12 protein-coding genes are annotated in these 12,852 nt (G+C 70.9%); 10 read left to right on the forward strand and 2 right to left on the reverse strand.

The annotated features are described in order from the left end of the window. Window positions 1-289 precede the first annotated feature (289 nt). The 5 genes from EDF63_RS07625 (at window position 290) to rbfA (ending at window position 7,131) form a co-directional block, all read left to right on the forward strand. Window positions 290-2,041, forward strand: a complete 1,752-nt coding sequence (locus EDF63_RS07625; protein WP_123312416.1) for a proline--tRNA ligase — start codon at window positions 290-292, stop codon at window positions 2,039-2,041. Window positions 2,042-2,215: 174 nt separating this feature from the next. Then, window positions 2,216-3,211: a transcription termination factor NusA gene (nusA, locus tag EDF63_RS07630; RefSeq protein ID WP_111083890.1), complete on the forward strand. Its 996-nt coding sequence runs from the start codon at window positions 2,216-2,218 to the stop codon at window positions 3,209-3,211. Further along, a complete protein-coding gene (locus EDF63_RS07635; RefSeq protein ID WP_123312417.1) occupies window positions 3,135-3,590 on the forward strand; it encodes a YlxR family protein in 456 nt (151 codons plus the stop codon). The genes nusA and EDF63_RS07635 overlap by 77 nt, the downstream gene beginning before the upstream one ends. A 73-nt stretch (window positions 3,591-3,663) precedes the next feature. Beyond that, a complete protein-coding gene (infB, locus tag EDF63_RS07640) occupies window positions 3,664-6,516 on the forward strand; it encodes a translation initiation factor IF-2 (protein ID WP_123312418.1) in 2,853 nt (950 codons plus the stop codon). Window positions 6,517-6,666: 150 nt separating this feature from the next. Continuing rightward, window positions 6,667-7,131, forward strand: a complete 465-nt coding sequence (rbfA, locus tag EDF63_RS07645) for a 30S ribosome-binding factor RbfA (protein ID WP_123312419.1) — start codon at window positions 6,667-6,669, stop codon at window positions 7,129-7,131. A gap of 83 nt (window positions 7,132-7,214) precedes the next feature. Here the strand turns inward: rbfA and EDF63_RS07650 are convergent, their stop codons facing one another. Continuing rightward, entirely contained in the window at window positions 7,215-8,135 is a 921-nt protein-coding gene (locus EDF63_RS07650; protein ID WP_395871611.1) for an A/G-specific adenine glycosylase, read from the reverse strand. 22 nt (window positions 8,136-8,157) lie between these two features. Between EDF63_RS07650 and EDF63_RS07655 the strand changes: the two genes are divergently transcribed. The 5 genes from EDF63_RS07655 to EDF63_RS07675 are packed head-to-tail and all read left to right on the forward strand — an operon-like array spanning window position 8,158 to window position 11,438. Then, window positions 8,158-8,604, forward strand: coding sequence for a hypothetical protein (locus EDF63_RS07655; RefSeq protein ID WP_148061750.1), 447 nt, complete (start codon window positions 8,158-8,160; stop codon window positions 8,602-8,604). Window positions 8,605-8,626: 22 nt separating this feature from the next. Next, window positions 8,627-9,613: a tRNA pseudouridine(55) synthase TruB gene (gene truB, locus EDF63_RS07660; RefSeq protein WP_123312422.1), complete on the forward strand. Its 987-nt coding sequence runs from the start codon at window positions 8,627-8,629 to the stop codon at window positions 9,611-9,613. Continuing rightward, a complete protein-coding gene (locus EDF63_RS07665) occupies window positions 9,610-9,975 on the forward strand; it encodes a hypothetical protein (RefSeq protein WP_123312424.1) in 366 nt (121 codons plus the stop codon). The genes truB and EDF63_RS07665 overlap by 4 nt, the downstream gene beginning before the upstream one ends. 45 nt (window positions 9,976-10,020) lie before the next feature. After that, window positions 10,021-10,467, forward strand: a complete 447-nt coding sequence (locus tag EDF63_RS07670; protein ID WP_123312425.1) for a hypothetical protein — start codon at window positions 10,021-10,023, stop codon at window positions 10,465-10,467. Between the two features lie 8 nt (window positions 10,468-10,475). Continuing rightward, entirely contained in the window at window positions 10,476-11,438 is a 963-nt protein-coding gene (locus tag EDF63_RS07675; protein WP_123312426.1) for a bifunctional riboflavin kinase/FAD synthetase, read from the forward strand. Between the two features lie 126 nt (window positions 11,439-11,564). On the opposite strand, the gene EDF63_RS07685 is transcribed toward EDF63_RS07675, so the two are convergent. After that, entirely contained in the window at window positions 11,565-12,797 is a 1,233-nt protein-coding gene (locus tag EDF63_RS07685; protein ID WP_185021337.1) for a DUF349 domain-containing protein, read from the reverse strand. Window positions 12,798-12,852: the final 55 nt, after the last annotated feature.

Below are 12,852 nucleotides of genomic sequence, written 5' to 3' on the forward strand. Positions count from 1 at the left end.
TCAGAAGGCGGCACGGCGCGGCTCTCGCCGCACCCGCCGGCGAACTTCGCACGGTGCACGTGAGCCCGCCCCGGGCGTCGCGGTCGTGCCGGACGGGAGGCCGGTGGCGGCCTGGCGCCGGGCGTCCCGTCCGCACCATGCGGACTTCGCGGGCCCGTGACGGCTCAGCAGTCCGGTGCGAGCTCGTGACGGCGCACGGTGCGGCTGGCGCCGCACCCGCCGGCGAACCTCGCACGGTGCGCGTCCGCCCGCGCCCCGCGCGGTGCGCGCACGCCGCTAGGCTGGCCCTGTGGTCACACGGCTTTCGCATCTGTTCCTCCGTACCCTCCGCGACGACCCCTCCGACGCCGAGGTGACGAGCCACAAGCTGCTCGTCCGCGCCGGGTACGTCCGTCGCCAGTCCCCGGGGATCTTCGCCTGGCTGCCACTCGGTCTCCGGGTGCGCGCCAAGATCGAGGGGATCATCCGCGACGAGATGGTCGCCGCCGGTGCGCAGGAGGTCCTGCTGCCGGCGCTGCTGCCGCGCGAGCCGTACGAGGCGACGAACCGCTGGACCGAGTACGGCGACGGCATGTTCCGCCTGCAGGACCGCAAGGGTTCCGACTACCTGCTCGCCCCGACGCACGAAGAGATGTTCGCGCTGCTGGTGAAGGACCTGTACTCGTCGTACAAGGACCTGCCCGTCACGCTGTTCCAGATCCAGGACAAGTACCGCGACGAGGCACGGCCCCGCGCCGGCCTGCTGCGCGGTCGCGAGTTCACCATGAAGGACGCGTACTCGTTCGACCTCACCGACGAGGGCCTCGAGCGTAGCTACCAGGTGATGCGCGACGCGTACGAGAAGATCTTCGCGCGCCTCGGCCTCGAGTACGTCATCGTCAAGGCGGACGCCGGCGCGATGGGCGGCTCCAAGTCGGAGGAGTTCCTGCACCCGATCGCCGTCGGCGAGGACACCTTCGTCCGCAGCGCGAACGGCTACGCGGCGAACGTCGAGGCCTACGTCACGCCCGTGCCCGCGTCGCTGCCGATCGAGGGCCAGCCCGAGGCGGTGCTCCTGCCCGCGTCCGACACCCCGACGATCGACACGCTCGTCGCCCACGCGAACGAGGTCGCGCCGCGCGACGGTGCGCCGTGGACCGCGGCGGACACGCTGAAGAACGTCGTCCTCGCGCTCACCCACCTGGACGGCACGCGCGAGGTCGTGGTCGTCGGGCTCCCCGGTGACCGCGACGTCGACCTGAAGCGTGCCGAGGTCGCGTTCGCCCCGGCCGAGGTCGAAGCCGCAGGCGACGACGACTTCAAGAAGCACAAGGGCCTGATCAAGGGCTACATCGGCCCGCAGGTCCTCGGCGCCGACAGCGCCACGGGCATCCGGTACTTCGTCGACCCGCGCGTGGTCGACGGCACCGCCTGGGTCACCGGCGCCAACGAGCGCGGCGTGCACGTCTCCGGCCTCGTCGCCGGCCGTGACTTCGTGGCCGACGGTGTCGCCGAGGTCTCCGACGTCCGCGCGGGGGACCCGTCGCCCGACGGCTCCGGCCCGCTCGAGACCGCCCGCGGCATGGAGATCGGGCACGTCTTCCAGCTCGGCCGCAAGTACGCCGAGGCCCTGGGCCTGAAGGTGCAGGACGAGAACGGCAAGCTCGCGACGGTCACGATGGGCTCGTACGGCATCGGCGTGACGCGCATCCTGGCGATCCTGGCCGAGGCCCACAACGACGAGAAGGGCCTGGCCTGGCCGAAGAACGTCGCGCCGTTCGACGTGCACATCGTCGCGACCGGCCGTGACCAGGTCGCCTACGACCTGGCGACGTCGATCGTCGCCGAGCTCGAGGGCGAGCGGTTCGACGTGCTCTACGACGACCGTCCGAAGGTCTCGCCGGGTGTGAAGCTGCGCGACGCGGAGCTGCTCGGCATGCCGATCGTGGTCGTCGCCGGCCGCGGCGCCGCCGACGGCGTCGTCGAGCTGTGGAACCGGGCCAGCGGCGAACGCCGCGACGTGCCGGTCGCCGAGCTGCTCGACGCGGTCCGCGCGATCTAGCGGGTCGCGTCCTGGACGCGACCACCTGACGGACGGGAGGCCCGTGGCGACGCCGCCACGGGCCTCCCGTGCATCCGTGCTCGGGTCCGCGAGCCGCAGTGCGGTACGCTTGTGGCCGACTTCTGCGACGGTTCCATCCGCAGGAGCGACTCATCTGAATACGGAGGCACCTCGGTGAAGATCGATCTCGCAGTCCTGCGACTCATGGAGCGCGAGCGGGAGATCCCGTTCGACGAACTGGTCCAGATCATCGAATCTGCCATCCTGACCGCCTACCAGAAGCACGCCGAGGAGAACGGCGAGCCGGCCCACGCGCAGTCGCGTGTCGAGCTCGACCGCAAGTCCGGCGAGGTCAGCGTCTACGTCCCCGAGCTCGACGACGAGGGCACCGTCATCGGTGAAGCCGTCGACCAGCCCAGCGACTTCGGCCGCATCGCGGCGTTCGCGGCGAAGCAGGTCATCAACCAGCGCCTGCGCGACATCGGCGACGACAAGATCCTCGGCGAGTTCCGCGGCAAGGAAGGCGACATCGTCGCCGGCGTGGTCCAGCAGGGACCGAACCCGCGCATGGTGATGGTCGACCTCGGCACGGTCGAGGCGATCCTGCCGCCGGAGGAACAGGTCCCCGGGGAGTCCTACGCCCACGGTTCCCGCATCCGCGTGTACGTGACGAGCGTCGCCCGTGGCAACAAGGGTCCGCAGATCACGGTGTCGCGCACGCACCCGGGCCTGGTCCGGAAGCTCTTCGCCCTCGAGGTGCCGGAGATCGCCTCGGGCGTCGTGGAGATCACGTCGCTCGCGCGTGAAGCCGGTCACCGCACGAAGATCGCGGTCAAGGCGAACGAGCCCGGCGTGAACGCGAAGGGTGCCTGCATCGGCGAGCTCGGCGCGCGCGTCCGTGCCGTCACGAACGAGCTCGGCGCCGAGAAGGTCGACATCGTGGACTGGTCCCCGGACCTGTCGGCGTTCGTCGCGAGTGCCCTGTCGCCGGCCAAGGTGACGAGCGCCTTCGTGCTCGACGCATCGACCAAGGCCGTCCGCGCGCTCGTGCCGGACTACCAGCTGTCGCTCGCGATCGGCAAGGAAGGGCAGAATGCCCGCCTCGCCGCCAAGCTCACCGGGGCCCGGATCGACATCCAGCCGGACTCCATCCTGGACGGCGACGACTAGGGCGATTTCGCCGCCGGCGTGTCCACAAGGGCGCGCCGGATCGCGCACGTCCGAGGCAAGGAGTAGAGTGGTTCCCGTCAGAACGTGCATCGGCAGTCGTCGTCGCGCTTCCCGATCCTCACTCCTCCGAGTCGTCGCCCTGAGCGATGGCCGCGTCGTGGCGGATCCGAAGGCAGTCATGCCGGGCCGGGGAGCATGGCTCACGCCGACCGTCGATGCCTACGATCTGGCCGTCAAGCGCAGGGCTTTCCGCCGTGCGCTCCGGTTGGATCGCGATCCCGACACGTCCGCGGTGCTCGACCACATCGTCGGTCTCCCACAGGAGTCGACCGAGCGCCCGGACATGACAGAACAGGCTGAACGGCTTATGGACAACTGATGAGCGGCTCGAAATGAGACCCGTCATCCATTGAGTCCTGCCCTTTACGGGGTGGGACCCGTGAAGGAGAACAGTGGCTAAACCACGCGTACACGAGATCGCAAGCGAACTCGGCGTCGACAGCAAGACCGCACTCGAGAAGCTCAAGGAGCTCGGAGAGTTCGTCCGGGGTGCCAGCTCGAGCATCGAGCCCCCCGTTGCCCGGAAGCTCCGTGCCGCCCTGCAGGCGGACGGCGTCCCGGCATCCAAGCCCGCAGCCTCGGCCCCCGCGCCGAGCACGCCGGCGAAGAGCAGCACGCCCAAGTCCGGCGCGCCGAAGCCCGGCGGCCCGCGCCCCGGCCCGGTCCGTCCGGCACCCGCTCCCGAGCCCGAGGTCCAGGCAGCACCTGCGGCCGAGGACGTCCCGACCCCGGCAGCACCGAAGTCCGTCGCCCAGCGACAGGCCGAGGCCGAGGCCGCACAGAAGGCCCGTGCCGAGAAGGCCGCCGCCGAGCAGCAGGCCGCCACGCAGCCGGCCGAGTCCGCCGGCGACGAGCCGAAGACCGACGCGGTGAAGCCCGGCTCGAGTGCCAAGCCCGCCGCTGCCGGTCCGAAGCCCGGTGGCCCCAAGCCCGGAGCACGTCCGGGCAACAACCCCTACGCGTCGAACCAGGGCATGGGCTCGCGCCCGCCGCGCCCCGGCAACAACCCGTTCGCGTCGAACCAGGGCATGGGCCAGCGCCCCGCCGCTGGTGCCGGCGGAGCGGGCATCCCGCGTCCGCAGCCCCCGCGTCCCGGCGTCCCGCGTCCGGGTGCACCGCGTCCGGGTGGACCCGGTCAGGCGAACCGTCCCAACGGCTTCGGGCAGCGCCCGGGCCAGGGTGGCGGTCGTGGCGGCCCCGGTGGCGCCCGTCCGGGTGCCGGCGGCGGTGCCGGTGGCGGCTTCCCGCGTCCGGCCTTCAGCGGCCCGCGTCCCGCCGGTGGCGGTGGCCGTGGTCGTGGCCCCGGTGGCGGTACCGCTGGTGCGTTCGGTCGCGGAGGCGGCAAGAGCCGTGCCCGCAAGTCGAAGCGGACGAAGCGCGCCGAGTACGAGATGCGTCAGGCCCCGTCGCTCGGCGGTGTGCAGGTCCCTCGTGGTGACGGCAACACGGTCGTCCGACTCCGTCGCGGTGCGAGCATCTCGGACTTCGCGGACAAGATCGACGCCATGCCCGGCAACCTGGTCACGGTGCTGTTCCACCTCGGTGAGATGGCGACCGCGACCGAGTCGCTGGACGAGGCCACGTTCGAGGTCCTCGGTGACGAGCTGGGCTACAAGATCCAGATCGTCTCGCCTGAGGACGAGGACAAGGAGCTCCTCGAGGGCTTCGACATCGACATCGATGCCGAGTACGCCGACGAGGACGACTCCGTCCTGCAGGTCCGTCCCCCCGTCGTGACCGTCATGGGTCACGTCGACCACGGTAAGACGCGACTGCTCGACGCGATCCGGAACTCGAAGGTCGTCGAGGGTGAAGCCGGTGGCATCACCCAGCACATCGGTGCGTACCAGATCGTCACCGAGCACGAGGGCATCGAGCGTCCGATCACGTTCATCGACACCCCGGGTCACGAGGCCTTCACGGCCATGCGTGCTCGTGGTGCGCAGGTCACCGACATCGCGATCCTCGTGGTCGCGGCGGACGACGGCATCATGCCCCAGACGATCGAGGCGCTGAACCACGCGCAGTCGGCCAACGTGCCGATCGTGGTCGCGGTGAACAAGATCGACAAGGAAGGCGCGAACCCGGCCAAGGTCCGCCAGCAGCTCACCGAGTACAACCTGGTGGCGGAGGAGTACGGCGGAGACGTCATGTTCGTCGACGTCTCGGCTCGGCAGAACATCGGTATCCAGGAGCTCCTGGACGCCGTGCTGCTCACCGCTGACGCCGGGCTCGACCTGCGTGCGAACCCCGACAAGGACGCCCGCGGCGTCGCGATCGAAGCACGGCTCGACAAGGGCCGCGGTGCGGTGGCGACCGTCCTCATCCAGTCCGGAACGCTGCACGTCGGCGACGCCATCGTGGCGGGCACGGCGTACGGCCGCGTCCGTGCGATGACCGACGAGAACGGTGTCGCGGTCAAGGCCGCCACGCCGAGCCGCCCGGTCCAGGTGCAGGGTCTGTCCTCGGTGCCCCGCGCCGGTGACACGTTCCTCGTCACCGAAGAGGACCGCACGGCACGTCAGATCGCCGAGAAGCGTGAGGCCGCCGAGCGCAACGCCCAGCTGGCCAAGGCCCGCAAGCGCATCTCGCTCGAGGACTTCACCCGTGCACTCGAAGAGGGCAAGGTCGACTCGCTCAACCTCATCATCAAGGGTGACGTCTCCGGTGCCGTCGAGGCACTCGAGCAGTCGCTCCTGGACATCGAGGTCGACGACAGCGTCCAGCTCCGCATCCTCCACCGCGGTGTCGGTGCGATCACGGAGTCGGACATCGACCTCGCCACGATCGACAACGCCATCGTGGTCGGCTTCAACGTCCGTCCGGACGTCAAGGCCCGTGAGCGTGCGGCGCGCGAAGGCATCGACGTGCGCTTCTACTCGGTCATCTACAACGCACTCGACGACATCGAGCAGTCCCTCAAGGGCATGCTCAAGCCCGAGTACGAAGAGGTCCAGTCCGGTGTCGCCGAGATCCGAGAGGTCTTCCGCTCCTCGAAGTTCGGCAACATCGCGGGTGTCATCGTCCGCTCCGGCACGATCACGCGCAACGCCAAGGCGCGCGTCATCCGTGACGGTGTGGTCCTGGCCGACGGACTGGCGATCGAGTCGCTCCGTCGCTTCAAGGACGACGTCACCGAAGTCCGCACGGACTTCGAGGCCGGTATCGGTCTGGGCAAGTTCAACGACATCCAGATCGGTGACGAGATCGAGACCACCGAGCTCGTCGAGAAGCCGCGCGACTGATCGTGTGACCACCCTGGGCCCCGGCCTCCCCGTACGGGAGGTGCGAGTCCAGATGGGCCCCGGCCTCCCGTTCCGGGAGGTCGGGGCCCGACCCCTTTCCACGCAGAACCACCGGCGGGAAACGTCCCGCCACTGCCTCAGGAGGCACCCATGGCCGATCCGCAGCGCGCACGCAAGATGGCGGACCGCATCAAGGAAGTCGTCGCACGCCGTCTCGACAAGGGTCTGCGCGACCCGCGTCTCGGGTTCGTGACGATCACCGACGTCCGCGTGACCGGAGACCTGCAGCACGCATCGGTCTTCTACACCGTGTACGGCACCGACGAGGAACGCGCCGATTCCGCTGCCGCGCTCAAGGCGGCGACCGGCATGCTCCGCTCCGAGGTCGGCAAGAACATCACGGCGCGGCTCACCCCGTCGCTGGAGTTCATCGCCGACGCGCTGCCGGAGACCTCCGCGCACATGGAGGACCTGCTCGTGCAGGCCCAGGTGCGTGACGAGCAGGTGCGTGCCGCCTCGGTCGGCGCGACGTACGCCGGCGACGCCGACCCGTACAAGCGCGACGAGGACGAGGACGACGAGTCCGACGACGAGCAGGACGCCGAGCGGGCCTAGTCAGCGCGTGTCCGAACGCCCCGCCGCACCGTGTGCAGCGGGGCGTTCGTGCGTCCGGCGGTCGCGCCCCGGGCGGTCGTGCATCAGGCGTCCGGCAGCTGGTACCCGGTCGTGTCGTCGCCGACCGCCAGCCCGTCGCGCAGCAGCGACGCGAGCGCCCGGTCCCGCTGCTCGGCGTCCGGCCAGACCAGTTCGATCTCGGACCGGGCGACCGGTACGTCGCTCGCCCGCAGCTCGGCCATCACCAGGCCGCGCACCTGCCGGTCGCTGCCGGCGAACTTCGCCTGCTTCGGCGCGCGCGGGCCGTCGTGGTCTGGGTAGCCGGCGGCTCGCCAGGCGCAGCGGTCGGCGATCGGGCAGGCGTCGCACGCGGGGGAGCGGGAGACGCACACGAGCGCACCGAGTTCCATCACCGCAGCGTTCGTCGCAGCGGCGTCGTCGCGGTCGGCGGGCAGCACGGACTCCATCAGCGGCAGGTCGTCCTTCGCCTTCGCCGGCCCGGGTTCGCCCTGGCCGAGGAGCGCGCGCTTGAGCACCCGCCGCACGTTGACGTCCACGACCGGGTGCCGGTCGCCGTACGCGAACACCGCCACGGCCCGTGCCGTGTAGTCGCCGATGCCGGGGAGTGCGAGCAGCGCATCGACGTCCCGCGGCACGACGTTGCCGTGCTCGTTCGCGATCACGGTCGCGGCTGCGTGCAGCGCGAGCGCGCGTCTCGGGTAGCCGAGCCGGTCCCAGGCGCGCACCGCATCCGCCGGGGGTGAGGCCGCGAGGTCCGCAGGCGTCGGCCACCGGGTGAGCCACGCCTCCAGTCGGGGGACGACGCGCGCCACCTGCGTCTGCTGCAGCATGATCTCGCTGACCAGCGTGCCCCAGGCGGGGAAGCCGGGGCGACGCCACGGCAGGTCGCGGGCCTCCTGTCGGAACCAGCTGATCAACGGGGGCGCGATGTCGGGGACGCTCGCGTTGTCCACATCCGGTCGGGAGGCCCTGCTCGCGTTCACCACGACAGCCTACGGTGGACGCATGGCACGCTGGGCACCCGAAGAGACCGACACGATGGCCGCGATCGCTGCGGAGGCGATCGCGCAGGTCGGCACGAACCGGACCGTGATCGGCATCGACGGTCAGGACGGCACCGATCTCGAACACGTCGCCGCGGCGCTGGTGGCCGGTTTCCAGCAGCACGGGGTGTCCGCGATGGCCGCCGCCGCGCCGTCCACCGCCCCCGACACGCTGCGCGCCGAGGTGGTGACCCCGTTCCGCACCACCGGTGCCGGGGACGGCGTGCTGGTCGTGCACGGGCACGGGCTGTTGGCTCCCGGTGTCCGCGGTCTCTGGCGCTGGTCGCTGTGGGTCGAGCAGGAAGCGGGTCGGCTGGAACGCCGCGCGGACGTCAAGATCGCCGCCTCCGCCGTCCTCGACGTCACCGATCCCGAGCACCCCCGTCGCGAGTGGAACGACGCCTGCTGACCGGCGCTGGTAATCTCCTCTGGTGCTCGAAACCGTGCCGGACGGCATCCTCCTCGTCGACAAACCGCAGGGGATCTCCAGCCACCGCGTCGTGTCGATCGCCCGCCGCCGCCTCGGTCTGAAGAAGGTCGGGCACGCGGGGACCCTCGACCCGATGGCGACCGGGCTGCTGCTCCTGGGCATCGGGCACTCCACCCGGCTGCTGACCCACCTGGTCGGCCTCGGCAAGACCTACACCGCCACCATCCGGCTCGGCGTGTCCACGGACTCCGACGATGCCGACGGCACCCCGACCGCCGCGACCGGCGTGGCTGCCGCGGACGTCACGGACGAAGCCGTCGAACGTGCCGTCGCCCAACAGCGCGGCCAGATCGACCAGGTCCCCTCCACCGTCAGCGCGATCAAGGTCGACGGGCGCCGTGCGTACGACCTCGCGCGCAAGGGCGAGACCGTCGAGCTGCAGTCCCGCACGGTCACCGTCTCGCGGTTCGACGTCACCGGCCGGAACGACCGCACAGTCACGGTCGACGGCGCCGAGGTGCCGGTCGTCGACCTCGACGTCGTCGTGACCTGCTCGTCCGGCACGTACGTCCGGGCCCTCGCGCGCGACGTCGGCGCGGCCCTCGGCACCGGTGCCCACCTCACCGCGCTCCGCCGCACCCAGGTCGGTCCGTTCGACGTGGCCGACGCGATCGACCTCGAGGACGACGCGGTCGACGTCCGCGCTGCGCTCGCGCGTCCGGCCGTCGTGGCGCGTCGCCTGTTCTCCTCGGTGTCGCTCGACGCGGCCGCGGCGAAGGACCTGACCGACGGCAAGCGCGTCGCGGCCGACCACCCGGACTCGGACGACCCGGTGGCCGCGGTGGCGGCCGCCGACGACCGCCTCGTCGGACTGGTCTCGGTCCGGCGCGGACTGCTCCGGGTCATCACGAACTTCCCGGCGCCGGCTGCCGCTCCCGCGCCGGCTGCCGCTCCTGCGCCGGCTCCGCAGAACGGGGCGCACGCGTGATCGAGTGGTTCATGTGGGTCCAGCTCGTCGTCGCCGTCCTGGCCGGGCTGTTCGCCGTCGTGGTCGGGTTCATCGGCTGGAAGCCCAACGACTACACCGTCGGGTCCCTCGCGCTCATCGAGGTCCTGCTCCTGGCGCAGGGCGTCATCTCGATCGTGCTCCCCGCGACGGGCAGCCCGCCGGACGGCAACGCCCTCGAGTTCGGGGTGTACGCGGTGTCGGTGCTCCTGGTGCCGCCGGCTGCCATCGTCTGGGCGCTCGTCGACCGCACGAAGTGGAGCACCGTCGTCCTCGGTGCCGGTGCGTTCACCGTCGCGGTCATGGTCTACCGGATGTACCAGATCTGGTTCGCCCTGAACTGACCCCGAGCGTCATGGTGGTCCCCGCACGTCGGTAGAATCGGTGCAATGGCGACCAGATCCTCACTCGCGACCGGCATCGGCCGCGTCCTCATCGCCGTGTACGGCATCCTCGCCCTGGCGGCGACGGGCCGGAGCGTCGTCCAGATCATCGAGAAGTTCTCGTTCGCACCGTTCGCGTACACGGTGAGCGCCATCGCCGCCGTCGTGTACATCGTGGCGATGATCGCCCTGATCGTGCCCGGACGCTCCTGGTACCGGGTGGCCTGCGTGACGATCGTGTTCGAGATGACCGGTGTGCTCGTCATCGGCACGTTGTCGCTCTTCGACCGGCAGCTCTTCCCCGACGACACGATCTGGTCGTACTACGGCATGGGCTACGCCTTCGCACCGCTGGTGCTGCCGATCGCCGGTCTCTGGTGGCTCCGCAAGCACCACCGCACCGCGTCGGCCGAGCCGGTGGCCGCATCGACCACCGCCCCCGTGGGCGAGTAGGAGCAGCCGTGCAGTTCTACGACGACATCGCCGACGTGGCGGAGGGCTTCGGCCCGAGCGCCGTCACGATCGGCAAGTTCGACGGTGTGCACGTCGGGCACCGCGCGGTGATCGCGCACCTCGAGCGCGCCGCCCACGAGCAGGGCCTGGTCGCCACCGTGGTGACGTTCGACCGGCACCCGCTCAACGTCATCGACCCGCAGCACGTCCCGCCGGCGCTCACGAGCACGGCGCAGCGGCGCGAGCTCCTCGACGACGCCGGCGTCGACGCCACCCTGCTCCTCCGCTTCGACGAGCAACTGCAGTCGAAGTCGCCCGAGGCGTTCGTGTCCGAGATCCTCGTCGACACCCTGCACGCCCGGCTCGTCTTCGTCGGCAGCGACTTCCGCTTCGGGGCCAAGGGCGCCGGCGACGTCACCCTGTTGCGCGCCCTGGGGGAGCAGCACGGCTTCACGGTCGAGCTCATCGACGACGTCGACCTGGTGGACGACGTCCGACCCGACGGCGAGCGACGCGTCTCGTCGACGTGGATCCGCGAGCTCCTCGGCGACGGGCGGGTGGCCGAGGCCGCCCGGCTGCTCGGTCGTGAGCACGCGGTCCGCAGCACCGTGGTGCACGGCAACCAGCGGGGGCGGGCGATGGGGTACCCGACGGCGAACCTCGACCCGGCCTTCGAGGGCTTCGCGCCGGCCGACGGCGTCTACGCCGCCCGGGTGCTGCACGACGGCACGGTGTACCCGGCAGCCGTCTCGGTCGGCAACAACCCGACGTTCGAAGGCGTGCCGGCCAAGCAGATCGAGGCGCACCTGCTCGACGTCGACCTCGACCTGTACGGGGACCGCATCTCCGTGCTGTTCGTGTCCTACGTGCGCGGCATGGTGAAGTTCGACTCGATGGACGAGCTCGCCACGCAGATGCGCCAGGACGACCTCGACATCCGGTTGCTGCTGGGCCTGCCCACGCCGGTCTGACCTGCGACGCCACGCGCCGCGACGCCACGCGCCGCGACGCCACGCGCCGCGACGCCACGCCACGCGCCGCCACGCGACGACGCCCCCGTGACCGATCGGTCACGGGGGCGTCGTCGTGTGCGGTGACTAGCTGCCGAGGGCGTCGAGCCAGATCTTGCGGGCGTCGAGCGCTTCCTGCGCGTCCTTGATCTTGCGCGCGTCACCGGAGGCCTGCGCGTCGGCGAGCTCGGACTCGAGCTTGCCGATGGCGTCCTCGAGCTGGCTCGCGAGTCCGGTCTGCCGGGCCTTGCGCTCCGGGTTGGACTCCTTCCAGTGCGCGTCCTCGAGCCCACGCACGTGGTCCTCGATCGCCCGCAGGCGGTCCTCGATGCGGCGGACGTCCCCGCGGGGGACCTTGCCGATCTCGTCCCAGCGCCGCTGGATGCCGGTCAGGGTCTTGCGGGCCGCGACACGGTCGGTCGCCTTGAGCAGCGGCTCGGCCTCGGTGAGCAGGGCCTGCTTCGCCTCGAGGTTGCCGGAGAACTCTTCGTCCTCGGCTGCGCTCTCGGCGTGGCGCTGCTCGAACAGGACGTCGCCGGCGGCCTTGAACCGCGCCCAGAGGGCGTCGTCGTGGCGCTTGCCGGCGCGCCCGGCGTTCTTCCAGTCGTCGAGGAGCTGACGGTAGTCCGGGATCGCGTCGGACCCGCGTGACGCGAGTGCCTCGGCCTGCGACACGAGCTCCTGCTTGCGGGTGCGGGCGTCGCGGTGCTGCGCGTCGAGCTCGGAGTAGAACGCGCGGCGGTGCTGGTCGACGGTGGACCGCGCTGCGCGGAACCGCTTCCAGAGTTCGTTCGCCTCGTTCTTGGGGATGCGCGGGCCGTCGTGCTGGTGCTGCTGCCACCGGGCGAACACGTCGTCGAGCTGTGCCGTGATCTGCTTCCACTGCGCGCGCGCCGGGTCCACCGCCGCGAGCGCCTCGGCCTCTTCGACCAGGGCGGCGCGGTGTGCCAGGGCGTCGTTCAGCGCCTGCTGCGCCTGCTCCGCCTGCTCCTTGGTGAGCGAGCCGAGCTGCTCGGTGAGCGCACCCACACGGGTCTCGAGCGACTTGATGTCGCCGATGACGCGGGCTTCGGCCACCAGGGTCGTCAGGTGCTCGACCGTTCGGGCGACGTCGTTCGCCGACGCACCACGCTGGACGCGCTGCTCGGCGATCTTCACCTGCCCCTCGAGGTCGGCGTACTTCCGCGCGAAGTAGGCGAGGGCTTCTTCGGGGGTGGCGTCCGGGTACTCACCGACAGCACGTTCGGTCTCTTCGTACCGGACGTACACGGTCCCGTTCTCGTCGACCCGCCCCCAGGTCGTTGCTTCGTCAGATCCCACAGGTCTCGCCTCGATCGTGGTCGTGCATCGCCGACGTCACCGTCGGCACGGTCAG

It is taken from the genome of Curtobacterium sp. JUb34, assembly GCF_003755065.1.
Classification (GTDB): Bacteria; Actinomycetota; Actinomycetes; order Actinomycetales; family Microbacteriaceae; genus Curtobacterium.